The sequence below is a fragment of the Actinoalloteichus caeruleus DSM 43889 genome, assembly GCF_000429185.2.
Lineage (GTDB): Bacteria > Actinomycetota > Actinomycetes > Mycobacteriales > Pseudonocardiaceae > Actinoalloteichus_B > Actinoalloteichus_B caeruleus.
Window position 1 is genome coordinate 2364430 of record NZ_AUBJ02000001.1, and the last position, 23609, is coordinate 2388038.

The window sequence follows — 23609 nt, forward strand, 5'->3', positions numbered from 1 at the left end:
CCTTGAGGACAACGGAGTCCAGGTCGCGCAACCCCCTAGGTCCCGAGCGGCGGACACGCCGGACGGGAAACCCAGCGGAACGGAAAGAACCGGTCCGCGCGCACCCTGCCGCGAGCCGAATTCCACCCCCTCCACCGGTCGCCGCGCCCTCACTCCGACAACGGAAGAAGAGAGAGGCTGACATGAGGAAACGACTCGTCGGACGCCGGCTCGTCGCCGCCGGCGCGCTGTCCGCGCTCGCCGTGGGCTCGGTCCTGGGCGGCTCGGTGCTGGCGGCCGCCGAACCCTCCGAGCCCTGGTCAGCGCCGTACCAGGACGACCGGCCGATCGGCTGGGCCAGCGTTGACGAGAACGGCCAGAACGGCACCACCGGCGGGGCCGGCGGCGACACGGTGACCGCTTCCAACGCCGACCAGTTCCTCGACTACATCTCGCGGGACGAACCGCTGGTCATCGAGGTCGACGGCACGATCCAGCTGTCCGGGATGGAACGGGTCAGCTCGGACAAGACGATCATCGGCGTCGGCACCAACGGCCACATCACCGGCGGCGGGCTCAAGCTGCGCTCGGTGAGCAACATCATCATCCGCAACCTGCACTTCTCCGACGCCAACGACGACTCGATCGACATGGAGGAGGGCACCCACCACGTCTGGGTCGACCACAACAGCTTCACCAACGCCAACGACGGCGCCGTCGACATCAAGCGTGAGTCCGACTTCATCACCGTCTCGTGGAACCGGGTCTACGAGCACGACAAGAGCATGATCCTGGGCCACTCCGACAACCACACCGCCGACATCGGGCACCTGCGCGTCACCTACCACCACAACTACTTCGACGGCAGCGACACCCGGCACCCGCGTGTGCGGTTCGGTGACCAGGTCCACGTGTTCAACAACTACTACCGGGCCAACAAGGAGTACGGGGTCGCCTCCACGATGAACGCGGGCGTCATCGTCGAGGGCAACTACTTCGAGGACGTCGACACCCCCACCGAGGTCGGCTACGGCAGCTCCAGCGACGGCCGCATCGTCGCCAGGAACAACGTCCTCGACAACTCGGGTGAGATCGCGACGGCGGGCAGCGTCGACGACCCGCCCTACTCCTACACCGTCGACAACCCGCAGAACATCCCGTCGCTGGTCGGCGGCGGCGCCGGGTACGGCAACCTCTGACCCCGCCCCGGCGGCCGAGCGCGTCGACCCGCCCAGGCGAGGTCCACCACCCCGACAGGTGACCCGCGCTCCCCGATGCCCCTGGCCCTCGGCCAGGGGCATCGTCGCCGTCCGGGACGGTCGCGGCCGCACGGGCCGAGGAGCGGCCGCCTCCCCTCCCCTCCCCTCCCCTCCCCCGCCCTCCCTGCCCGCCCAGCCGCCGACCGCCACGCGGGCGGCGGGCACGCAGCGCCGCCGACCAGCCACCCCGGGTGTCCCCGCTGGACGCCGCGCCCTCCCACCCGATCCGGACGGCCTCCCCGGGCCCGGTACGCGGGTTGGCTGTTCGGGCTTCGCGCCGGCCCTCTAACCTGTCGCGGTGGAACCGACGGGGAGACTCGGGTGAGCCAGGAGCAACGGAGGGTCGCCGACCGCTACCGGCTGGATGAGCGGATCGGCAGCGGAGCCATGGGCATTGTCTGGCGAGCCCATGATGAGCGGTTGAACCGCACCGTCGCCGTCAAACAGCTGCTCCAGCAGCCCGGACTGACTCCGGAGGAGGCCGAGGAGGCCCGGCAACGCGCGCTGCGCGAGGGCCGGATCGCGGCACGGCTGCAGCACGCGAACGCCATCGGCGTGTACGACGTGACCGAGCACGAGGGCCAGCCCTGCCTGATCATGGAGTACCTGCCCTCGCGGAGCCTGGCCACCGTGCTGGCCGAGGAGGGCACGCTCACCCCCGAACGGGCGGCGGCGATCGGAGCGCAGATCGCCACGGCGCTCAGCGTCGCGCACGCGGCCGGCATCGTCCACCGCGACGTCAAACCGGCCAACGTCCTGCTCGGGGAGGACGAGGTCGTCAAGATCACCGACTTCGGGATCTCCCGGGCGACCGGCGACGTCACGGTCACCAAGACGGGCATGTTCGCCGGCACCCCCGCCTACCTCGCCCCGGAGATCGCCCGGGGCAACGACTCGGTCTCCGCCTCCGACGTGTTCTCCCTGGGTGCGACCCTCTACGCCTCCGTGGAGGGCGACCCGCCCTTCGGCACCGAGGGCAACAGCCTCGCCCTCCTCCAGACCGTCGCCAAGGGCCGCATCAACCCCCCGCAGCAGTCCGGGCCCCTCGCGCCCGTCCTGGTGCACATGCTGCGGGCCGAGCCCCAGGACCGGCCGACGATGGCCGAGGTCCGGGAGGCGCTGCAGGCCGTCGCCGAGGGCTCCCCGCTCCCGCCGACCGTCCTGGCCGTCCCCGGCCTGACCCCCAGCACCCCGGCGGAGCCGACCGCGACCCGCGCCATGCCCGCGCCCCCCACCCGCGGCCTGGCCGACACCGGCCCGATGACCGGCCCCATGACGGGCCCGATGACCGGCCCGATGACCGCGGTCGGCGGCGGACCGAGCGCCGAGACGGTGCCCGCCAAGACCGTGCCGGCCGCCAAGGCACCCGGGAACCCCACCCGGGTCAACCGGCCCACGGCCGCCGCCGCCCCGGCACGTCAAGCCGAGCCCGCCCCCGCCGAGGAGGAGTGGTGGCGGCGCCCTGCGGTGCTGGCCGGCGCCGGCGCGGCCGCCGTCGTGGTGGTCATCGTCGTCATCGTCACCGCGCTGTCCCTGGGGGACGACAACGAGACCCCGTCCGTGGCCCCGACACCGACACCACCACCACGACACCCGCCCCACCACACCCTCCGAGATCCCGACCACCGAGGAACAGGGACCGGTCGACGAAGGGGCCGACCCCGGGTGGCAGCAACCCGCCCCACCACCCGCCAACGACTACCAGCCGGCACCCGACCAGGGCAGCGACACCATCGACCAGCCCTCGGCCCCCGAGGTGACCGACGATGACCCCGTCGACCCACCGGACGACGACGACACCGAGCCCGCCGACCCGCCCGACACCGGCAACCCGCCCGGCGGGGACGAACCACCCCCCGGCCAGGGCAACCCGGAGAACACCCACAACACGCCGTGACGGCGCGCGCTCCTCACCGGAACGCGGCGATGCCCGTCAACGCACGGCCGATGGTGAGGGTGTGCACCTCGGCCGTGCCCTCGTAGGTGAGCACCGACTCCAGGTTGTTGGCGTGCCGCAGCGGCGAGTAGTCCAGGGTCACCCCGTTCGCGCCCAGTACCGTGCGGCACTCCCGGGCGATGCCGATCGCCTCGCGCACGTTGTTGAGCTTGCCCGCGCTCACCTGCTCCGGCCGCAGCCGGTCCCGTTCCTTCAACCGTCCCAGGTGGACGGCGAGCAGCGCGCACCCGCCGAGGCTGACCGCCATGTCCGCCAACTTGGCCTGCGTCAGCTGGAAACCGGCGATCGGCCGTCCGAACTGCTCCCGCGTCGACGCGTAGTCCAGGGTCGTGCGCAGGCAGTCCCGCGCCGCGCCCACCGCCCCGAAGACGATGCCGAACCGGGCCTCGTTCAGGCAGGACAGGGGAGCGCCGAGACCCTCGGCGTGGGGGAGCCGGGCCGTGTCCGGGAGGCGGACGTCCTCCAGGACCAGTTCGGAGGTGACCGAGGCCCGCAACGACAACTTCGCGGGGACGTCCACGGCACGGAAGCCCCTGGCCGTGGTGGGCACGAGGAAGCCGCGCACCCCATCCTCGGTGCGGGCCCACACCGTGGCGACGTCGGCGATCCCGCCGTTGGTGATCCACGTCTTCGTGCCGGTGAGCACCCAGTCGGAGCCGTCACGCACCGCGCGCGTCCGCATCGCGGCCGGGTCGCTGCCCGCGTCGGGTTCGGTCAGCGCGAAACAGCCGACAGCCTCCCCCGCCGCCAGCCGGGGCAGCCACTCCCGCTTCTGCTCCTCCGACCCGTACCGCCAGATCGAGAACATCGACAGCGACCCCTGCACCGACACGAAGCTCCGCAGGCCGCTGTCCACCGACTCCAGCTCCAGGCACGCCAACCCGTAGGCGACGGGGCCGAGCCCGGCGCAGCCGTACCCCGTCAGGTGCATGCCCAGCACCCCGAACGCGCCCAGCTCCCGCGCGAGGTCGCGGTCGAACACCCCTCGCTCGAAGCGGTCGGCGACGCCGGGCCGCGCCCGCGCGTCGAGGAAGTCGGCGAGACCACGTTGGATCTCCCGTTCCTCCTCGGTCAGCAACGAGTCGATGTCCAGTAGCGCCAGCGGATCCGGCATCGGGGGACGTGCCACGGTGTCGACCTCGCCTTCGTCGGCGGTTCAGGGCCTTCCGCGGCAGAGCCTGCCACAACTCGGGGCTCCCGCGTCGGCGACGTCGGCCCTCGCCGCCGCTCGCCGGCGGCGCTCCGGGCCCACCGGGGACGCCTCCGCGTGGAGCACCCCACCGGGGTCGGGTGGCGTTCACGCCGAAGGGCGGTAGGGCGCGGCGACGGTGCCGGTTCCGGTCGGTCGGCCGGGGAGGGACGTCGACCGCGTCCTGGCCTCGGCGGCGCGTGCGCACCGCCAGGCGAGGAGCCGCGAATGAGGACGTCCGCACGTCGGAGCCGCACCGCCCTGGCCGCGCTGTTCCTCATGCTCGTCGCCTCCGTGGTCCCGCCCGGCGCCGCGGCGGCCGCCTCCTACGGCGGGCAGCGCGGCTCCGGGTACTCGGTGGTGAACTCCCTGGACCTCGTCGAGGCCACCGTCTTCCTCACCTACAACGCGGGCAACGGGAACAACCGCGTGGCCGTCGGGAACACCCCCGGCGACCGGCTGTTGACGAACGTCTGGCTGAAGCGGTCGCCCGAGACCCCCGCCGACTGGCGGCACGACCGCGGTTTCCTCACCACCTACGCGGGGCCGGTGCACCGGCCGCCGCCGGCACCCGCGTGGACTGGGGCGGGTACCACAACGGTTCGGAGGACACCCGGTACGGCACGAACCGCGGCTGACCCGGCATCAGCGCGGCCAGCCCGCCGCCGGGGCGCTGACGACCCCGTGCCGCCGGCTAGGAGCCGACGACGGCCAACGCGAAACCGTCGTAGCCCTTGGCGCCCACGGTCTGCACGGCGGTCGCCGACAGGCGCGGCTCGTCCGCCACGAGCTCCAGGAAGGACCGGACGCCCTCCACGGCCCCGTCACCGCTGTCCGGGTCCGCGACCCGCCCGCCCCGCACGACGTTGTCGGCGATCAGCACGGTTCCCGGGCGGGACAGGCTCAGCGAGTAGTCCAGGTAGGCCGGGTACCCCTGCTTGTCCGCGTCGAGGAAGATCAGGTCGAACGGGCCCATCCCCGCCGTGACGAGCTGCGCCATCGTCTGCTGGGCCGGGCCGATGTGGATGTCCACCTTCCCGAGCAGCCCGGCCGCCTCCAGGTTCGACCGCGCGACCTCGGCGTGCCTCGGGTCCCCCTCCAAGGTGACGAGCCGCCCGTGTTCGGGGAGGGCACGACCCAACCACACGGTGCTGTACCCGCCGAGCGTTCCCACCTCCAGGATCGTGTGGGCCCGGGTGATCACCGCGAGGAGGTGGAGCAGCTTCCCCTGGTTGGGGGCGACGTTGATCGGGGGGAGCCCGGCCGCCGCGCTGGCGGACAGGACGTGGTCGAGCACCGGGTCCTCGGGCACCAGCAGCCCGGTCAGGTAGTCGTCGACCTCGGCCCAGCGGTCCTGCGACGGCATCAGCGCCTCCTCCCGAACGGCCCGTCCGACTCTACTGCCACGGGAGGCCGACGGCGGGCCGCGCGCGATGAGGAGGTCGCACGGCACCCCCGACCGGGCGGATGGCCTCGGGCCCCCAACCCGAGGCCGGGCCCGTGCCCCGTGCGAGGCCGCAGCCAGCCACCCCCATGGCTGGCGCCGTCCACGCACGAGGCACCTTCCTCCCCCGAGGACGCGTTCCCTCCGCCCCGTTCCCCCCTCCGGTGAAACGGAACCCCCGCGATGGGACGCTGTCCGAATGGAGGCGAACCGCGCCGGTACCACCAACGTGGTCTCCTCCGTCGTGCTGTCCGCGCTTCACCTGATTCAGCCGTTCCCGTTCACGAGAACACTCGCGAACGGGATCCGGATGCTCCCCCAGCATTGCGCGGACACCCCCATGCCCGGTGACCGACGGTCGGTCAGTCACCAGCTGAATTTCTAACACGGATGACCGACGGAACCGCAATCGACTCCGGGTTCCCCAATCCCCCGAACGAGCGGGTCCCACCTCGGCCGCGCCGCGACCGCCAAGCGCGGGATGCGGCATCCACGCTGGTCACACACGCATTCTTCCCTCCACGGCGAATAGGGCCAGCCTCGGAGGGTGTCGACCGTCGACAGTGAATTTCCTTCTATCGGAGTAACGATAACCGCGATGTGGGGGATACGCTGCGGAGTCCCGCGTGCACGCAGCGCACTAACGCGCTCGCTCAAATCAAGATCATCTTCTCGCGCGCACCACGAGCGGGGCGCCACACGCCACGCAATGCGAGCGAATTGCCCTCGGAAAGACGCTCCGAGGCAATCACCGTCAACTTTCCACGACCACTCCCGACACCTCGAAACAATCAGCCGGAACCAACGGTCCGGCGGATTCCCACCGGACCGGAACACCACTCACCCCAGACCGCCCGGCTGGCTGGCGGACGGCGGACGGCGGACGGCGGACGGCGGACGGAACCCCCACCCCGGGAACCTCGCCGCCCAGGACCGGGACCACCCACCCGCCGACACACCACCGGAAATCCCGTTGTCGCCCCGGTACCCCCGCGCGATGCTGCTGCCCGTGACCGAACCCCCGAACACCTCCACCAGCGACACCCCACCCCCGCTCACCGGCGTGCTCGTCCTCACCGGAGTGATGGCCGCCGGCAAGACCACCGTCGCGCGGACCCTCGCCGACCGCCTCCCGCGCTCGGCCCACGTCGGCGGCGACGCCTTCCTCCGCATGGTGCGCGGCGGCCGCGAGGACATGACCCCCCACCCCACCCAGGAGGCCCGACGACAGCTGCGCCTCCGACACCGCCTGACCGCGCACACCGCCGACCTCCTCGCCGAGGAGGGCTTCACCGTCGTCGTCGAGGACATCCTGATCGGACCCGACCTGACCCGGTTCCTGGCCACGCTCCGCACCCGACCCCTGCGCCTCGTCGTCCTCGCCCCCACCCCTCGGGCCATCGCCGACCGCGAACGCGAGCGCACCAAGGACGGCTACCTGACCTGGGACGTCGCCACCCTCGACGGCCTGCTCCGCGCGGACACCCCCCGCCAGGGGCTCTGGTTGGACACCTCCGACCAGACGCCCGCCGCCACCGTCGAGGACATCCTGGCCCGCGCGGACGAGGCACTGGTGACCCCGGACCGGCGGGACGACTGACCGGCCCCGGCCCCACCTCGGGCGTCCACCTCGGACCAGCACCCCGCACCGCCACGCCGCCACCTCGAAGGACCCGGGCCACCGCGACGGGGACCCGACCACCGGGCGCGCTCGGGTAGCCTGCCGGGATGGCCCGGTCCCTGCTCGCCACCAGCGATCTGCACGTGTCACACGAGGGCAACAGCGAGGTGGTGGAGCGGCTCCGCCCCTACACGCCCGAGGACTGGCTCATCGTCGCCGGCGACGTCGGGGACACCGTCACCGAGATCACCTGGACGCTCGACCTGCTGGCGCGGCGGTTCGCCAAGGTCATCTGGGTGCCGGGCAACCACGAACTGTGGACGACCTCGCGTGACACGGTCAAGGCACGCGGCGAGGAGCGCTACCGCATCCTGGTCGACGTCTGCCGCGAACTCGGCGTCCTGACCCCGGAGGACCCCTTCCCCGACTGGGAGACCGAGGACGAGACCTTCACCATCGCCCCACTGTTCACCCTCTTCGACTACAGCTTCCGCGAACCCGGGCTCTCCTTCGAGGCCGCCATGAGGGACGCCCACGAGACCGGCGTCGTCGGCACCGACGACATGCTGCTGCACCCGGACCCGCACCCCACCCGGCAGGCGTGGTGCGCGGAACGCATCCGCTACTCCGAGAGCCGGCTCGACGCCGTGGCCCCGGACCGCCGCACCATCCTCGTGTCGCACTGGCCGCTGCACCGCGGCCCCACCACCATGCTGTGGTACCCGAGGTTCGCGATGTGGTGCGGCACCACCGCCACCGGCGACTGGCACCTGCGCTACCGGGCGGCCGTGGCGGTGTACGGGCACCTGCACATCCCGCTGACCTTCGACTTCGACGGAGTCCGGTTCGAGGAGGTCTCCCTGGGCTACCCCCGCGAGTGGCGGCGGCGCACCCCCACGCCCTACCCGATCCGCCGCATCCTGCCGGCCGACCCGAGCCGCACGACCTCGAACCACCTGCTGCCCGGTCACCGGTGAGCCGCCAGGCCGAGGACCCCGGCCCGCCCCGGCTCGCTCAGCCCATCGCCCGGTCGAGGTTGACCGCCGCGCTGATCAACGCGAGGTGGGTGAAGGCCTGCGGGAAGTTGCCGAGCTGCTCCCCGGTGAGGCCGATCTGCTCGGCGTAGAGACCGAGGTGGTTGGCGTAGGTGAACGTCTTCTCCAGGGCGACCCGCGCCTCCGACAGCCGACCCGCCCTGGTCAGCGCCTCCACGTACCAGAACGAACAGATGGAGAACGTCCCCTCCGAACCCCACAGGCCGTCCGGCGCCTGTTCCGGGTCGTAGCGGAAGACGAGGCTGTCGACGACGAGGCCCTCGCGGATGGCGTCCAGGGTGGACAGGAAACGCGGGTCGGTGGGTGAGCAGAACTTGACCATCGGCATCAGCAGCAGCGACGAGTCGAGCACGTCGTCGTCGTAGTTCTGCACGAACGCCTGCCGGCGTTCGCTCCACCCCCGCTCCATGATCTGCCGGTACACCCGGTCGCGGGTCCGCATCCACGAGTCCAACGGCCCGGGGAGGCCGCGCTGCCGCGCCATCCGGATCATGCGCTCGAACGCCACCCAGGTCATCAGCCGGGAGAAGGTGTGGTCCCTCGGACCAGACCGCACCTCCCAGATGCTCTCGTCCGGCTGGTCCCAGTGCTCACCCAGCCAGTCCAGCACGCCGATGAGGTCCTGCCAGCTGTCGTAGGAGATGCCGGTCCCGTACTTGTTGTAGAGGTAGACGGAGTCGATGATCTCGCCGTAGATGTCGAGCTGGAGCTGGTCGGACGCGTCGTTGCCGATCCGCACCGGCCGGGCCCCCCGGTATCCCTCCAGGTGGTCCAGGGTGCGCTCGGGGAGCTCGGGGTCCCCGTCGATCGAGTACATCACCCGCAGCGGACCGGCCTGGCCCTCCCGGGGCCGGCGGAACCGCCGCGTCAGCCACTCCATGAAGGCGTCCGCCTCCGAGGTGAAGCCGAGCCGGAGCAGGGCGTAGAGCGAGAAGGCCGCGTCCCGCATCCACACGTACCGGTAGTCCCAGTTGCGTTCACCACCCAGGTCCTCGGGGAGGCTGGCCGTCGGCGACGCGATGACGGCGCCGCTGGGCTCGTGCGTCAGGAGCTTGAGCGTCAGGGCCGACCGGTGGACCTTCTCCCGCCAGCGGCCGCGGTAGGTGGACCTGGCCAACCAGCCCCGCCAGAAGTCGACGGTCCGCCGGAACAGCTCCTCGGCGTCCTCGGCGTGGTGGTGGTTGGCCCGCTGGCCGCTCTCCAGGGCCTCCAGCACGAAGAGCTCGGTCTCCCCCGCGCTGACCACGAACTCGCCGTGCGCGTCGCCGTTCCGGTCCACGTCGAGATCGACCGTCGCCCCGACGCCCAGCACGGTGTCGCGGCCGACGAAGCACAACCCGTCGCGGTCGCGGCGCACCTCGTGGGGGTCACGGCCGTAGTCGAGCCGGGGGGCGAGGGTGACCCGCATCCGCATGGACCCCCGGAGCCCCAACACCCGCCGCACCAGCCGCTGGTGGTGGTCGGGGTCCCGTTCCCGCAGCACCGGCATGAAGTCGTGGACCTCGACCATGCCCTCCTCGGTGAGGAAGCGGGTGATGAGGACGTTGGTGTCCGGGAAGTAGAACTGCTGGGTGCCGGCGACCCGGCAGTCCGGGCTGATCCGCCAGTACCCGCCGCGCTCCGCGTCCAGCAGGCTCCCGAACACGCTCGGGGAGTCGAAACGCGGGCAGCAGAACCAGGAGACGGTGCCGTCGGTGCCCACGAGGGCGGCGGTGCGCAGGTCCCCGATCAGGCCGTGGTCGGCGATGGGGGGATAACGGCTGTCGTCGGTCCGCTCGGCATCGTCGGGGCGCATCCCACATCCCTCACGCTCGTCCGCCAGGCGGCCCGACCCCGACTCGTCGGTGCCACGACCGGACGCGCCCTTCCCTTCCTCCGATCGACCGTAACGCGACTGGCTGGTCGTCGCTGATGACGAGATCGCCGGGGGAAGGCACCAGGAGCACCAGGGAGGTGAATTTCATTCATGACTGATGGGACAGGGCGGACGAACCCCACGGGGGAGGCGACCTCGCGGAAGGGTGGGCCGCGGGCAGGATGGGCGCGCGCCGGCACCGGTGAGCCGACCGGCCTGGGCGGGGACGGCCGCCGCCGCTCCGGGGAGGGGAGGGGCGGATCGGGCCGGCGGGAGTGGGCGCGCGGAAGAATCCGGTGGACACGCCCCCTACCGTCGCCAGGGTGATCACTCGTCGTTCCGTCACCCTGAACGGTCGTGCCCACTCCGTCCTCGACTCCGGCGGCGACGGACCGCCGCTGCTGGCCCTGCACGGCACCTTCGGGCGGTCGGACATCTTCGCCAGGCTGGCCGCCGACCTCGCCCCCGACTGGCGCGTCATCGCCCCCGACCAGCGCGGGCACGGCCGCTCACCCCGGGGTGGGGACTTCTCCCGGCGGGCCTTCGTCGACGACGCCGCCGCCCTCGCCGCCTCGCTCGCCACCGGCCCGGTGGCCGTCCTCGGTCACTCCCTCGGGGGGCTGAACGCCTACCAGCTGGCCGCCCACCACCCCGACCTGGTGCGCGCGCTGGTCGTCGTCGACAACGGGGCCGTCACCGGCCCGCCCGAGGTGCCCACCCCGATCCTCGACGTCCGCGACTGGCCCCGGCTCGCGCCCAGCAGGCAGGCCCTCGCCGACCACCTCGCCGAAGCGGGGATCCCGGTGGCCGACTACTTCCTCGCCAGCGCGGAGCCCGCCCCGGGCGGCGGCTGGCGGTACTGCTTCGACCTCGACGACATGATGGCCGTGCAACGGGCCGGGGTGGGCGACTGGTGGCGGGACTGGCTGGGATCGTCGTGCCCGGCGCTGCTGCTGCGGGGGGAGCACAGCCACCTGCTGTCAGCCGACCACGCCCGGGACATGGTGCGCAGGAGGACCGCGCCCACCTCCCTGGTGGAGTTCCCCGGCTGCGGCCACTGGCTGTACGAGGACGACCCCGTGCGCTTCGCCGACACCGTCCGGGAGTTCCTCGGCCGCTGACGCCCGCCAGTGGTGCCGCGGACGTCAGCCCCTCCCCGGCCCCCGCCGCCAGCGGGGGCCGGGACCCGGCGACCTCACCTCGGCGGGGCCACCGGGCACCGGCTGGGTCACCTCGCGGTGGGCGCCGAGGGTTCCGCCCCCTCGACCGCCGGTTCCACGACCTCGACGCCGGTGTGCCGCCGGTGCAGACGACGGACCTCGCGCATCGCCCGCACCGCCCGGTGCCGGTCGGCGGCCTGGATCGCCATCACGGCGATGTACTCGTCGTCCGGCAGTTCGATCCGCGCCCACGGCACGCCCTCGGGGAAGGTCACGGCCCGCACCAGCGGCCACTCCACCGTCCGGCTGACGAGGATGTTCCGCACCTCGACACCCTGGGGCCCGACCCGCAACCGGGGGCGCGCCAACAGCAGGGCGGCCCCGGCGAGCAGACAGCCCAACAGCACCATCGCCACCTGGTCCGAGGTGCCGAAGAACGCCCCGGTGGGGGTCTCCTTCAGCAGCACGGCCACCACCGTGAACACCGAGACGAGGGACACTGCCGCGCCGACGGCCACCAGCCGCACCCGCCAGGGACGGACCACCAGCGTCCCGTCGCCGCCCTCCGGCCCGGTCTGGTCCTCAGTCAACACCCGCTCCTCACACTCACTCCGGCCGCTCGCCGGACCGACAGGACCGACACGCCTCAGGCGGACGGCGACCCGCCGCGCAACGCGCGCAGGGTCAACGCGGTCTCCACCGCCGCCACCGCCGCCTCGTACCCCTTGTCCTCCGACGACCCGGGCAACCCGGCCCGCGCCACAGCCTGCTCCTCGGTGTCGCAGGTGAGGACCCCGTTGCCCACCGGTGTCGCCTCGTCCAACGCCACCCGGGTGAGCCCGGCGGTGACCGCGTCGCACACGTACTCGAAGTGCGGGGTCCCGCCCCGCACGACCACCCCGAGGGCGACCACCGCGTCGTGCGTCCTGGCCAACTGCTGGCACACCACCGGCAGCTCCACCGAGCCGGCGACACGGACCACGGTGGGTTCGGGAGCACCGGACTCACCGATCGCCGCGAGCGCCCTCGACAGCATGGTGTCGGTCAGCTCGGCGTGCCACCGGGTGGCCGCGACGCCGACCCGCAGTCCGGCGGCGTCGCCCGGACGCAGGCCGGGCGATCCCTCGCCGCTCATGCCGTCACTCCCGTTCCCCCGTCGCCGGTGGCGTCCGCGTCGCCGCCGAGCCCGTCCAACTCGTGCCCCATCCGGTCCCGCTTGGTCCGCAGGTACCGCAGGTTCTCCGGGTTCGGCCGGACCGGCAGCCCGACCTTGCCGTTGATGCGCAGCCCGTAGCCCTCCAGGCCCACCCGCTTCGCCGGGTTGTTCGTCAGCAGGCGCATCGACCGGATGCCGAGGTCGCACAGGATCTGGGCGCCGGTGCCGTAGTCGCGGGCGTCGGCCGGCATCCCCAGCGCGAGGTTGGCGTCGACGGTGTCGGCACCGTCGTCCTGGAGCTGGTAGGCCTGGAGCTTGTGGATCAGGCCGATGCCCCGGCCCTCGTGGCCGCGCATGTAGAGGACCACGCCTCGGCCCTCCTCGGCCACGGTGGCCAGCGCGGCGTCGAGCTGCGGACCGCAGTCGCAGCGCAGGGACCCGAAGACGTCCCCGGTCAGGCACTCCGAGTGCACCCGCACCAGCAGGTCCTCGCCGTCCCCGATCTCGCCGTAGACCAGGGCGATGTGCTCGACACCGTCGATGACGCTGTCGTAGCCGTAGGCGCGGAAGTTGCCGTGGGCGGTGGGGATCCTGGCCTCGGCCACCCGCTCCACCTGCTTCTCGAAGCGGCGGCGGTAGGCGACGAGCTGGGCGATGGACAGCAGCACCAGGTCGTGTTCGGCCGCGAAGCGCTCCAGCTCGGGACGCCGGGCCATCTCCCCGTCGACCTCGCTGGAGACGATCTCGCACAGCACGCCGGCGGGACGGGCGCCCGCCATCCTCGCCAGGTCCACGGCCGCCTCGGTGTGGCCGGGGCGGCGGAGCACGCCCCCGTCCTTGGCGCGCAGCGGCACGACGTGACCGGGGCGGCTGAGATCCGCCGGCCCGGTGTCCGGGTCGGCCAGCAACCGGACCGTCAGCGCCCGGTCCGCGGCCGAGATCCCGGTGCCGACCCCCTCCCTGGCGTCCACTGTGACCGTGTACGCGGTGCCGCGCCGGTCCTGGTTGACGTGGTACATCGGCGGGAGGTCGAGCCGGTCGCACTCCTCGGCGGGCAGGCCGACGCACACGTAGCCCGAGGTGTGCCGGACCATGAACGCCATCAGCTCGGGCGTGGCCCGCTCGGCGGCGAAGATCAGGTCGCCCTCGTTCTCCCGGTCCTCGTCGTCGACCACCACGACGGGGCGGCCGTCGGCGATGTCGCGGAGCGCCCGCTCGACGGTCGCCTCCAGTTCCGTCCTGCTCTCCACCGTCGTCATCGGCTCACCTCGGTCGTCGTCGGAGCGGGGGTCACGCCGAGGTGGCTGGCCGCCAGCTTCTCCACGTACTTGGCCAGGACGTCCACCTCCAGGTTCACCACGTCACCCGGCTGCCGTCGGCCGAGGGTCGTGAGTTCGAGGGTCGTCGGGATGAGGCTGACCGTGAAACCCCGCTCGTCGACGCCCATCACGGTGAGGGACACCCCGTCGACGGTGATCGAGCCCTTCTCCACGAGGTAGCGCCCCAGGTCCGCGTCCAGGGCGACGTGGACCACCTCCCAGTGTGCGGAACGCTCCCGGGAGGTCACCCGCCCGGTGCCGTCGACGTGGCCCTGCACGATGTGGCCGCCCATCCGGGCGCCGACGGCGACGGCGCGCTCCAGGTTCACCGGATCACCGGCGGTGACCTTCGCCAGGTTGCTCCGGCGCAGGGTCTCGGCCATCACGTCGGCGGTGAAGTGGGCACCGTCGGTCTCCACCACCGTCAGGCACACCCCGTTGACGGCGATCGAGTCACCGTGCCGCGCGTCGGAGGCCACCAGCGGGCCGTGGATCGTGAGTCGGGAGGCGTCGGGCAGCGCGTCGAACGACCGCACCTCACCCAGCTCCTCGACTATTCCGGTGAACACGATGCGTGCTGCCTCCTCACGAGCCCGACCGAGGGCTCACCCCGTCCGACACCTCTACTCTCCCACTGGACACGGCGCGCGGACAGGATCGGGTTGACCAGTTGACGGGCCTCACACACGGCACCGGCCGCTGACCAGGCGTGATCGGTGGGGGTGAGCCTGGCCGGCCGACCGGTTGACCAGCGTCGACCCAGGGTTCCCGGCCGCTCAGCCCCGGTCGGGGGCCGCCGAGCGGGCCCGGTCCCGCAGCGCCTCCACCGCCGCCCCGGGGTCCTCCGCCCCGTACACGGCCGACCCCGCCACGAAGCAGTCCACCCCGGCCTCGGCCGCCGCCTCGATGGTGTCGGCGCTGATGCCGCCGTCGATCTCGACCAGCACGTTGAGGTGCCCGGTGTCCACCAGCCGGCGGACCTGGCGCACCTTGTCCAGGACCTCCGGCATGAACGCCTGCCCGCCGAAACCGGGCTCGACCGACATCACCAACAGCGTGTCGTAGTGCCGCAGCACGTCCAGGTACGGCTCCAGCGGGGTTCCCGGCTTGAGGGACAGGCCGGCGAGGGCGCCGGCGGCCCGGATGTCCCTGGCCACGCCGATCGGGTCGGTGGCCGCCTCCACGTGCACCGTGACGTTGTGCGCACCGGCCTCCGCGTAGCCGACCGCCCAGCGGTCCGGGTCGGAGATCATCAGGTGGCAGTCCAGCGGGATGTCCGTGGCCGCGCGCAGCGAGGTGACGACCGGCAGGCCGAGGGTCAGATTGGGCACGAAGTGCGCGTCCATCACGTCCACGTGCAGCCAGTCCGCGCCTCGCCGGTCGGCGCTCGGAGCCACGGCGGCGGCCTCCTCGGCGAGGCGGGCGAAGTCGGCGGAGAGGATGGAGGGCGCGATCATGAGCTCGGAGGACACGGGGGCAGTCTAGGAGCGGGCCGACCGGCGGGGCGCGCCCAGGCGCCCAGGGCAACGGTGGGAGGCCGCCGGCCACGGCGCTCCGACGACCCCGGACCGACGGGAAGGAGCCGCCGGGCACGGCGCTTCACGGGGTGGACCACGCGGCGGAACGCCTCCGACGCCCCCGGCTCAGGGCCGGTGGCCCGCCGGGCCGGCCAGTGCCGCCGCCACCTTCGCGACACCGGCCGGCCCCACCCGACAACACCCCCCGACGAGGCGGGCACCGGCCGCCACCCAGGACCGCACCTCGCCGGCGTCGAACACGGCGGGACCACGCCAGCTCGCCGACCCCGCGTCCCACTCCTCGCCGCTGTTCGGGTAGGCCACCACCGGCTTGCCGCTGGCGCTCGCGGCCAGCCGCACGACCTCGGCGAGCCCCACGGGCGAGACGCAGTTCACCCCCACCGCCAGCACCTCGGGCCGCTCCCGCACCAACGCGAAGGCCTCGTGGAGGTCCTGACCAGCCGAGGTGCGGCCGTCCCGGACGGTGTAGGAGAGCCAGGCCGGCGGTCCGCCGAGGGCGGCCAGCTCGTCGAGGAGCACCTCGGCCTCCTCGACGTCTGGCACCGTCTCGCAGGCCAGGAGGTCGGCTCCCGCCTCGGCGAGAACGGCCAGCCGGGGCCGGTGGAACTCGCGGAGCGACGCGCGGCTGACGCCGTACCGCCCCCGGTACTCGGACCCGTCGGCCAGGTAGGCCCCGTACGGGCCGACCGAGGCCGCCACCAGCAGTCCCGGGGGGACCCCCCGGCCCACCGCCCGGTCGGCCGCGTCCCTGGCTACCGCCACCCCACGCCGGAGCACCCCTTCGGCGTCGCGGCGGTCCACGCCGCAGGCGGCCAGGCCCGGGAAGCTCGCCTGGTAGGTGGCCGTCGTGGCGACCCGCGCGCCCGCCAGGTAGAAGGCGAGGTGGGCACGGGCCACGGCCTCGGGGCGTTCGGCCAGCACCCGCGCCGACCACAGCCCACCGGACAGGTCGAGACCGGCACGTTCCAGTTCGGTGGCCAGCCCGCCGTCGAGGGGCAGGGGGGTGGTCAGGTCGGGCGCGGCGGGCGTCATCGCGCCACTGTGCCACGGCCTCGCGGCCGTCGACCCGTCCGCACCGCCCTGGACCCCCACCGTATCGAGGTGGGACCGAAGCGTCCCGGCCTGGGCTGGCCCGCCAGCGGAGCGCTCGGCCGCGCACGAGCCGCCCCACCCACCGCCGGCCCGGCGGTGTCCCCCGCCACCGGGCTCCCGCCGGACGCGCCCGCCCATGCCAACCCGCTCCCGGGACTCCCCTGGGGAGCACGACACCACGCCGCCCGCGACGCCGGCGACGAGTGGCATGGGGCGGGACACCGTCCGCGCGGCGTGCGCTGACACCAGGCGCGCGGCGGCACCGTGTCACGGCGCGACCTCGCTCACCGCTGGTCGCCGCCCCACCGCACTCCCGAGGCGACCCGCTGAGCACGACCGGCGGGCCGCACGGCACGCACCAGCGCCATCCGCCCCGAACCCGGCCGGCGGACCGAGGGGGTCGGAGCGGCTGGCCCCGCCTCCCCCCGGACGACCGGCCGGCGGCGCGGATCGCGGAACCGCCAGCGGTGGCGGCAGCGGTGGCGCCGGTGGGGGCGGGGAGAAACCCCGCATGACGGGAGGATCACGGTGGTCACGAGGCGTGGACCGGCGGTCCCGCCAGCGCATAGGGTGATCTCGTCCCGCTCGCGGTGGACTGGTCACAGGGGGCCGAGATGAGCCTGCCGATGGGGTTCTCCTTGCTGCGCGTCACCGCCGTCCGGCGGATCACCCCCCGCCTGGCGCGCATCAGCTTCGGCGGGGACCTCGACGGTTTCCGCGATGTCGCTCCCGACCAGCAGGTGAAGCTCTTCTTCGCCAAGCCCGGCCAGGCCGTCCCCGCCCCGCCGCCGATGCCGGAGGACGGCGACGCCCTGCGCTGGTACCAGGCGTACCTGGCGATGCCGGACGCGGAACGACCGTGGATGCGCGCCTACACGGTCCGCCGCCACGACCCGCGTGCCGGCCGCATCGACATCGACTTCGTGCTCCACGACCACGACGGCCCGGCCGGCACCTGGGCGGCGTCCGCCCGGATCGGTGACCTGGTGGGGATGGTGGGCCCCGCGCCCAGCCACCGCCGGACGGCGGTGGAGCACGACTGGCAGCTCCTCGTGGGGGACGAGACCGCGCTGCCCGCCATCGCGGCGATCCTGGAGAGGCTGTCGCCCGGCGACCGGGCGGTCGCCTTCGTCGAGCTCGCCGACCCGGCCGAGCGCCAGGTCATCGACAGCGCCGGAGACGTCGACCTGCGCTGGATCGGCCGCCGCCCCGGGGCGCACGGCGCGGCGTTGCTCGACGCCGTGCGCGCGGCCACGTTCCCGCCCGGTCGGGTGGCTCCCTGGATCGCCGGCGAGGCGTCGACCGTCCGGGCGGTGCGCCGCCACCTGGTCGGCGAACGCGGTGTCGACCGGCGGTCCATCGCCTTCACCGGCTACTGGCGCGTCGACCGCAGCCAGGACGACCCCGCCCCCGAGGAGGACCCCACCGACGCGGAGGACCGGGTGGCGCGCGCCTGAGCACCGGCCACCGCTCCCCGCGCCCCGACGCCGGGCCACCGCTCCCGACACCACGGGTGACGCCGGTGCCTCGCTAGACTCTCGGGCCCGTCCCCGTCAGGAGGCGACCCGCGCCCGTGAGGGGAGGAGCAACCCGTGACCGCCCAGCCCCTCCGGCTCTTCGGGGACCCCGTGCTCCGCGCACCCGCCGTCGAGGTCACGGCGTTCGACGACGACCTCCGCCGACTGGTGCGCGCCCTGTGGGACACGATGGAGGCCCACCGGGGCGCCGGCCTGGCCGCACCCCAGATCGGGGTGGGCCTACGGGTGTTCACCTACCACTGCGACGGCGCCGCCGGTCACCTCGTCAACCCCACCCTGGAGGTGCTGGGCGACGAGGTCCGGGAGGCCGGGGAGGGGTGCCTATCCATCCCCGACCTGACCACCTCCTGCCGCCGCCACCGCTCCGTCGTGGCCCGTGGCTGGAACATGCGCGGGGAGCCCGTGGAGGTGCGGGGCGGTGAACTGCTGTCCCGCTGCCTGCAACACGAGACCGACCACCTCAACGGGGTGCTCTACCTCGACCGGGTCTCCTCCGACACCCGGCAGGACGCCCTGGAGCGGATCCGGACGGCCGACTGGTTCGGTCACGGCCGCTCCACCCCCGACGACAACCCGAACCCGTCTCCCGGAAGGGGCCGCTGACTCGTGCGACTCGTCTTCGCCGGAACCCCGGAGGTCGCGCTGCCCTCGCTGCGCGCGCTGCTCGCCTCCCCACGGCACGAGGTGGCGGCGGTCGTCACCCGCCCCGACGCCCGCGCCGGCCGGGGCCGCCGCGTGCTGCGCTCCCCGGTCGCGGAACTCGCGGCCGACCACGGCGTGGAGGTCCTCTCCCCCGCCAGGGCCGGCGACCCCGAGTTCCGGGCCACCCTCACCGACCTGGCGCCGGACTGCTGCCCGGTCGTCGCCTACGGGGCGCTGCTCCCGCAGGCCACGCTCGACATCCCCCGCCACGGCTGGGTGAACCTGCACTTCTCGCTGCTGCCCGCGTACCGTGGTGCCGCCCCGGTGCCCGCCGCGGTGCGGGCCGGGGAGGACCACACCGGTGCGTCCACGTTCCGCCTGGTGCGTGAGCTCGACGCCGGCCCGGTGTACGGGGTGGTGACCGAACGGATCGACCGGCGGGACACGGCGGGGGACCTGCTGGACAGGCTCGCGGTGTCCGGGGCCGACCTGCTCCTCGCCACGCTCGACGGCATCGAGGACGGCTCGCTGCGGGCCCGGGACCAGCCGGCGGAGGGCGTCAGCTACGCCCCCAAGATCGAGGTGGCCGACGCCAGGGTCGACCTGACCAGGCCGGCCCTCGCGGTCGACCGCCTGGTGCGGGCCGTCACACCGGACCCCGGTGCCTGGGCGGAGTTCCGGGGCGAACGGTTGAAACTGGGCCCGGTGCTGCCGGTCGTGGTCGACGACCGACCGCCCCCGGGCCGGATCGTCGTGGAACGCCGGCGGGTGCTGGTGGGCACGGCGACCGACCCGGTGGTCCTCGGCGAGGTCCAGGCACCGGGGAAGAAGCGGATGGCCGCCGTCGACTGGGCGCGCGGCGCCCGAGTCGAGGCAGGAGAGGAACTGGCGTGAGCAACCCCGACCGACACGGCCGACGCAGGCCCCGACCGAACGACAGGTCCCGGCCGCCCCGGGGCAGGAAGGGACCGGCCCGACCCCCGGTGGAGGACGCCGCCAGGCAGGCCGCCCTGGACACGGTGGCGGCGGTCCGCGAACGCGACGCCTACGCCAACCTGGTGCTGCCCGGGCTGCTGCGGGAACGGCGGATCTCCGGCCGGGACGCGGCCCTGGCCACCGAACTCGCCTACGGCACCTGCCGGGCCAGGGGCCTGCTCGACGCCATCCTCGACGAGTGCAGCGACCGGCCCTTCGACAAGGTCGACGGCCCGCTCCAGGACGTCCTGCGGCTGGGCGCGTACCAGCTGTTGCGCACCCGGGTTCCCGAGCACGCCGCGGTGTCGACCACCGTGGATCTGGCCAGGGCCGCCGTCGGGTCCTTCGCAGCCGGGTTCGTCAACGCGGTGCTGCGGCGGGTGCTGGAGCACGACGAGGCGGGCTGGGTGGACCGGTTGGCTCCGGACCCCGCTCGCGACGCGGTGGGGAACCTGGCCTTCCGCCACGCCCACCCCCGGTGGATCGCGCAGGCCTTCGCCGACGCGCTCGGCGACACCGGCGAGGAACTGCGGGAGGCCCTGGCTGCCGACGACGCCCGGCCGGCCGTGCACCTGGTCGCCCGCCCCGGTGAGGTCAGCGCCGACGAACTCGCCGCGATGACCGGCGGCGACGTCGCCCCCTACTCGCCCTACGCGGTGCGGCTCGACCCCGGTGCCGGGGACCCGGCCGACCTGGAGCCGCTGCGGGAACAGCTCGCGGCGGTGCAGGACGAGGGCAGCCAGCTCGCGGCACTGGCGCTGACCAGGGCCCCGCTGACCGGGTCGGACCAGCGGTGGCTGGACCTGTGCGCCGGGCCGGGCGGCAAGGCGACCCTGTTGGGCGCGTTGGTCGGGCTGGACGGGGGCACCCTGGACGCCGTGGAACCGTCCGCGCACCGCGCCGCCCTGGTACGCGGGGTGACGGGCGACCTGCCGGTCACGGTCCACGAGGCCGACGGTCGCGCGCCGGAGCTGCCGGCCGGCTCCTACGACCGGGTCCTGGTCGACGCGCCGTGCACCGGGCTGGGAGCGCTCCGCCGCCGCCCGGAGGCCCGGTGGCGTCGCCAACCCTCGGACCTCGCGGCGTTGGCCCGGCTCCAACGGGAACTGCTGGCCTCCGCCCTGGGCCTGGTCCGACCGGGCGGGGTGGTCGCCTACGTCGTCTGCTCGCCCCACCTGCGGGAGACCGTGGAGACGGTGGACGACGTGCTGCGCGGCGGCGGGGTGGAACAGCTCGACGCCCGTCCCGCGTTCCCCGGGGTCGACCAGCTGGGCGACGGGCCGCACGTCCAGCTGTGGCCGCACCGGCACGGCACGGACGCGATGTTCTGCGCCCTCCTCCGGAAGCTCTGACCCACGAGGTCGCGCGCGGGCCGGCGCCGGACGCGGTCCGTCGGCCTCTGGTGGGGAGCCGTGGCCGGCCTGGTGGCGCTCGGATCGCCCGGGCGGTGGGTCAGTTGGCGGCTGCCGCCCCGCCGACCGGTCGGGTCGGCGGGGCGCGCGCACGCCGTCCCGCCCGCGCCTCCCGGGGTTCGCGGCCCCGACCCGGGCCGACGTCGCCCGCCGTTCGGCCGCGCCGCCCTTCAGAGCGGGTCGGGCGGATCCACCCGCACCCGGACCACCTCGGTGTCCTTCCGGGCGGACCGCACGGCCGTCGCCGCCGCCACCGCCGCCACCAGCTCCCGTCCGTGCTCGACCGGCACCCGCAGCAACACCCGCTCCCTCGGCCCGCCCGCGTCGTCGCCACCACCGGCTCCCGGCCCCGGCGCGCCCCGGGGCTCCACGGGGACCGGGCCGAGCACCTCGGCCGTCGGGGGGAGGGTGAGGGTGTCGAGCATCTCGGCGAGCGCGGCGGGACCACCGTCCAACGCGCACATCCGCACCGTCGGGGGGAAGCCGAGTTCCCGCCGCTCCGCCAGCTCCCGTGAGGCGTGCCAGGCGGGCGCCCACCGGACCAACGCCCGCACCGGGGACAACCCGGGGTCCGCGACCACCACCACCCGACCGCCCTCGCCGGCCGGTCGCACCAGGGCCGCGGCGGTGAACCAGCGGCGCAACGCCTCCTCGGCCGCCCGGAGGTTCGGCCGTCCCAGGAGCGCCCACCCGTCCAGCAGCAGCGCGGCGCCGTACCCACCGGGAACGACGGGTTCGGCGCCCGGGGTGCACACCACCAGCGCGGGTCCGGCGGGGACGTCGTGCAGCACCTCCTCCCCCCCGGAGGTGCGCACCACCGCCCCCGGGAAGGCCCGGCCGAGCTCCTCCGCCGTCCGCCGCGCGCCGACGACGGTGGCCCGCAGGCGGCGGGAGCCGCACTGGACGCACCGGAAACCCGCCTCCGGGCTGCCGCACCACCGGCAGGCCGGGGGCAGCGGCGTGCCGTCATCCCCCGCCGGCAGCGCCAACGGCCCGGCGCACCGCCGGCACCGGGCCGGGGCCCGGCAGCTCGCGCAGGCCAACGCCGGCACGTAACCGCGCCTCGGCACCTGCACCAGGACAGGTGCTCCCGAGGACAGCGCCGCCCGCGCCGCCTCGAAGGCGATCCCCGGCAGCCGCGCCGACCTGGCAGCCGGGTCCCGGGCCAGCTGCGTCTCGTCCCCGGCCGCGTCCACCCTGGGCGCGGCCACCCGGACCTGCTCCCGGGTGGGCGCGATCTCCCGCGCCCACCCGCTCTCGACGAACAGCTGGGCCTCCACGGAGCGGGTGAAGGCACCGACGAGCAGGGACGACCCGGCGACCCGCGCCCGCGTCGTGAGGATCTCCCGCACGTGGGGGTAGGGGACCCGGGGGAAGGCGTGCTCCTCGTCCCCGTCGTCCCAGATCGCCACCAGCCCCGGATCACGCACCGGGGCGAGCGCCGCCGCCCTGGTGCCCACCACGACCCGGGCCTGACCGCGCGACACCCGGAGCCACTGCCGGTAGCGCTTGGCCGGCCCGAGGTCAGCGGACAGGGTCGCCACCACGTCCGGCCCCATCAACGAGGCGCAGGCCTGCCCCACCCGGCGCAGGTCGCGGTAGTCGGGGACCACCAGCAGGGCCCCTCGACCGGTGGACGCGGCGGCCGCGGCGAGTTCGGCGAGACGCGCGGGCCAGTCCTCCCCCGGCATGGCCTGCCAGACCGCGCGCGCCGGGCGCCCCCCGCGCACCGCCTCCAGGAACGCGCCACCCAGGGGGTAGCGGTCCCATGCCTCCCCCGGTGGCGGTGCGGGGTCGGGGGCCGGCTCCCCGACCGGTTCCCGCTCCACCCTGGCGTGACGGGGAGGCACCGCCAGCCGGAGCAGGTCGTAGTGCGATCCGGCGTAGCGGTCGGCCAACGTCCTGGTGAGCTCCGCCATCTCCCGGTCGAACACCGGTTCGGGGGACACCACCCGCTCCAGCCACACCAGCCTGGCCGGGGGGACCTCGCTGCGCTCGACCCGCTCCAGCAGGAAACCGTCGAGGTGCTGCCCGGCGAACCGCACGCGGACCCGGACGCCCGGTGCGGCGTCCTCGTCGAGGTCGGCCGGCACGAGGTAGTCGAAGGCGTGGTTCAGGTGCGGGTTGGACAGGTCGACGCAGACCCTGGCGATCGGCAGGCGTTCCGCCGGCCTCCGCTCACCCCGTCGACCCGGGTCCCTCCCTGCCATACCGCCGGGTTTACCAGACCTCACCGACCCGGGGTGCCGGTGGTGCCGCCGGGGCCACCCGGGGGAGCGGGCCGGTCCGGCCCGGGTGGTGGTCAACCGCCGCCGGGCCGGGAGGGGACCGGCGCGGCCGACGGCGGACCGGCCCTGAGCCCCCACCCCGCCGAACGATGCCAAACCCTTATTTGTCATTCCTCCCGCGACTTCCGTC

At 74.1% G+C, this 23609-nt stretch carries 20 protein-coding genes; 10 read left to right on the forward strand and 10 right to left on the reverse strand.

Features of this window, described 5'->3' with window-relative positions; translation table 11 throughout:
• Positions 1-182 precede the first annotated feature (182 nt).
• From G443_RS08415 to G443_RS08425, 3 genes are all read left to right on the forward strand, one after another.
• Entirely contained in the window at positions 183-1178 is a 996-nt protein-coding gene (locus G443_RS08415; RefSeq protein ID WP_026418846.1) for a pectate lyase family protein, read from the forward strand.
• Positions 1179-1559: 381 nt separating this feature from the next.
• Positions 1560-3008 (forward strand): serine/threonine-protein kinase, encoded by a 1449-nt coding sequence (locus tag G443_RS08420; RefSeq protein WP_253860193.1) that lies wholly within the window; start codon positions 1560-1562, stop codon positions 3006-3008.
• Positions 2995-3135, forward strand: coding sequence for a hypothetical protein (locus G443_RS08425; RefSeq protein WP_253860194.1), 141 nt, complete (start codon positions 2995-2997; stop codon positions 3133-3135). The genes G443_RS08420 and G443_RS08425 overlap by 14 nt, the downstream gene beginning before the upstream one ends.
• Positions 3136-3148: 13 nt before the next feature.
• On the opposite strand, the gene G443_RS08430 is transcribed toward G443_RS08425, so the two are convergent.
• The gene (locus tag G443_RS08430; protein WP_026418847.1) at positions 3149-4309 is read right to left on the reverse strand and encodes an acyl-CoA dehydrogenase family protein; all 1161 of its coding nucleotides are present in this window, start codon (positions 4307-4309) and stop codon (positions 3149-3151) included.
• A gap of 769 nt (positions 4310-5078) precedes the next feature.
• Entirely contained in the window at positions 5079-5750 is a 672-nt protein-coding gene (locus G443_RS08435; protein WP_026418848.1) for an O-methyltransferase, read from the reverse strand.
• 1075 nt (positions 5751-6825) lie between these two features.
• On the opposite strand from G443_RS08435, the gene G443_RS08440 reads away from it, so the two are divergent.
• Entirely contained in the window at positions 6826-7428 is a 603-nt protein-coding gene (locus tag G443_RS08440) for an AAA family ATPase (RefSeq protein ID WP_016701586.1), read from the forward strand.
• Between the two features lie 128 nt (positions 7429-7556).
• On the forward strand, positions 7557-8426 hold the full coding sequence (locus tag G443_RS08445) for a metallophosphoesterase family protein (protein WP_016701587.1): 870 nt from the start codon (positions 7557-7559) through the stop codon (positions 8424-8426).
• Positions 8427-8463: 37 nt separating this feature from the next.
• Here the strand turns inward: G443_RS08445 and G443_RS08450 are convergent, their stop codons facing one another.
• Positions 8464-10299 carry a glycoside hydrolase family 15 protein gene (locus tag G443_RS08450; RefSeq protein WP_026418850.1) on the reverse strand — a complete coding sequence of 612 codons (1836 nt, stop codon included), beginning with the start codon at positions 10297-10299 and terminating at the stop codon, positions 8464-8466.
• Between the two features lie 383 nt (positions 10300-10682).
• On the opposite strand from G443_RS08450, the gene G443_RS08455 reads away from it, so the two are divergent.
• On the forward strand, positions 10683-11480 hold the full coding sequence (locus tag G443_RS08455) for an alpha/beta fold hydrolase (protein WP_026418851.1): 798 nt from the start codon (positions 10683-10685) through the stop codon (positions 11478-11480).
• A 107-nt stretch (positions 11481-11587) separates the two neighbouring features.
• Here G443_RS08455 and G443_RS08460 read toward each other — a convergent pair whose 3' ends face one another.
• The 6 genes from G443_RS08460 to mmuM form a co-directional block, all read right to left on the reverse strand.
• Positions 11588-12109, reverse strand: a complete 522-nt coding sequence (locus G443_RS08460; protein ID WP_211237529.1) for a PH domain-containing protein — start codon at positions 12107-12109, stop codon at positions 11588-11590.
• A gap of 56 nt (positions 12110-12165) precedes the next feature.
• On the reverse strand, positions 12166-12654 hold the full coding sequence (ribH, locus tag G443_RS08465; protein WP_026418852.1) for a 6,7-dimethyl-8-ribityllumazine synthase: 489 nt from the start codon (positions 12652-12654) through the stop codon (positions 12166-12168).
• Entirely contained in the window at positions 12651-13934 is a 1284-nt protein-coding gene (locus tag G443_RS08470) for a bifunctional 3,4-dihydroxy-2-butanone-4-phosphate synthase/GTP cyclohydrolase II (protein WP_026418853.1), read from the reverse strand. Before G443_RS08470 ends, ribH begins: the two co-directional genes overlap by 4 nt.
• Positions 13931-14563: a riboflavin synthase gene (locus G443_RS08475; RefSeq protein ID WP_026418854.1), complete on the reverse strand. Its 633-nt coding sequence runs from the start codon at positions 14561-14563 to the stop codon at positions 13931-13933. The genes G443_RS08470 and G443_RS08475 overlap by 4 nt, the downstream gene beginning before the upstream one ends.
• A 207-nt stretch (positions 14564-14770) precedes the next feature.
• Complete coding sequence (gene rpe / locus G443_RS08480) at positions 14771-15451, reverse strand: ribulose-phosphate 3-epimerase (RefSeq protein ID WP_081715453.1); 681 nt, start codon at positions 15449-15451, stop codon at positions 14771-14773.
• 186 nt (positions 15452-15637) lie between these two features.
• A complete protein-coding gene (gene mmuM / locus G443_RS08485) occupies positions 15638-16564 on the reverse strand; it encodes a homocysteine S-methyltransferase (protein WP_035292117.1) in 927 nt (308 codons plus the stop codon).
• 650 nt (positions 16565-17214) lie between these two features.
• Here mmuM and G443_RS08495 point away from each other — a divergent pair.
• The 4 genes from G443_RS08495 to G443_RS08510 all read left to right on the forward strand — a co-directional run bounded on the left by G443_RS08495 (position 17215) and on the right by G443_RS08510 (position 21131).
• Positions 17215-18081: a siderophore-interacting protein gene (locus G443_RS08495; protein WP_245588801.1), complete on the forward strand. Its 867-nt coding sequence runs from the start codon at positions 17215-17217 to the stop codon at positions 18079-18081.
• 135 nt (positions 18082-18216) lie between these two features.
• Complete coding sequence (def, locus tag G443_RS08500) at positions 18217-18765, forward strand: peptide deformylase (RefSeq protein WP_026418857.1); 549 nt, start codon at positions 18217-18219, stop codon at positions 18763-18765.
• A 3-nt stretch (positions 18766-18768) separates the two neighbouring features.
• Positions 18769-19698 (forward strand): methionyl-tRNA formyltransferase, encoded by a 930-nt coding sequence (gene fmt, locus G443_RS08505; RefSeq protein WP_026418858.1) that lies wholly within the window; start codon positions 18769-18771, stop codon positions 19696-19698.
• On the forward strand, positions 19695-21131 hold the full coding sequence (locus tag G443_RS08510; RefSeq protein WP_026418859.1) for an RsmB/NOP family class I SAM-dependent RNA methyltransferase: 1437 nt from the start codon (positions 19695-19697) through the stop codon (positions 21129-21131). Before fmt ends, G443_RS08510 begins: the two co-directional genes overlap by 4 nt.
• Before the next feature lie 230 nt (positions 21132-21361).
• Here G443_RS08510 and G443_RS08515 read toward each other — a convergent pair whose 3' ends face one another.
• On the reverse strand, positions 21362-23401 hold the full coding sequence (locus tag G443_RS08515) for a primosomal protein N' (RefSeq protein WP_026418860.1): 2040 nt from the start codon (positions 23399-23401) through the stop codon (positions 21362-21364).
• Positions 23402-23609: the final 208 nt, after the last annotated feature.

Excerpts from the sequence above, each read along its gene's own strand:
- G443_RS08450 (WP_026418850.1), bottom strand. The coding sequence starts at position 10,299 with ATGCGCCCCGACGATGCCGAGCGGACCGACGACAGCCGTTATCCCCCC.
- mmuM (WP_035292117.1), bottom strand. The coding sequence starts at position 16,564 with ATGACGCCCGCCGCGCCCGACCTGACCACCCCCCTGCCCCTCGACGGC.
- G443_RS08440 (WP_016701586.1), top strand. The coding sequence starts at position 6,826 with ATGCTGCTGCCCGTGACCGAACCCCCGAACACCTCCACCAGCGACACC.
- G443_RS08515 (WP_026418860.1), bottom strand. The coding sequence starts at position 23,401 with ATGGCAGGGAGGGACCCGGGTCGACGGGGTGAGCGGAGGCCGGCGGAA.
- G443_RS08415 (WP_026418846.1), top strand. The coding sequence starts at position 183 with ATGAGGAAACGACTCGTCGGACGCCGGCTCGTCGCCGCCGGCGCGCTG.
- G443_RS08430 (WP_026418847.1), bottom strand. The coding sequence starts at position 4,309 with ATGCCGGATCCGCTGGCGCTACTGGACATCGACTCGTTGCTGACCGAG.
- G443_RS08470 (WP_026418853.1), bottom strand. The coding sequence starts at position 13,934 with ATGACGACGGTGGAGAGCAGGACGGAACTGGAGGCGACCGTCGAGCGG.
- rpe (WP_081715453.1), bottom strand. The coding sequence starts at position 15,451 with ATGATCGCGCCCTCCATCCTCTCCGCCGACTTCGCCCGCCTCGCCGAG.
- G443_RS08445 (WP_016701587.1), top strand. The coding sequence starts at position 7,557 with ATGGCCCGGTCCCTGCTCGCCACCAGCGATCTGCACGTGTCACACGAG.
- G443_RS08435 (WP_026418848.1), bottom strand. The coding sequence starts at position 5,750 with ATGCCGTCGCAGGACCGCTGGGCCGAGGTCGACGACTACCTGACCGGG.
- ribH (WP_026418852.1), bottom strand. The coding sequence starts at position 12,654 with ATGAGCGGCGAGGGATCGCCCGGCCTGCGTCCGGGCGACGCCGCCGGA.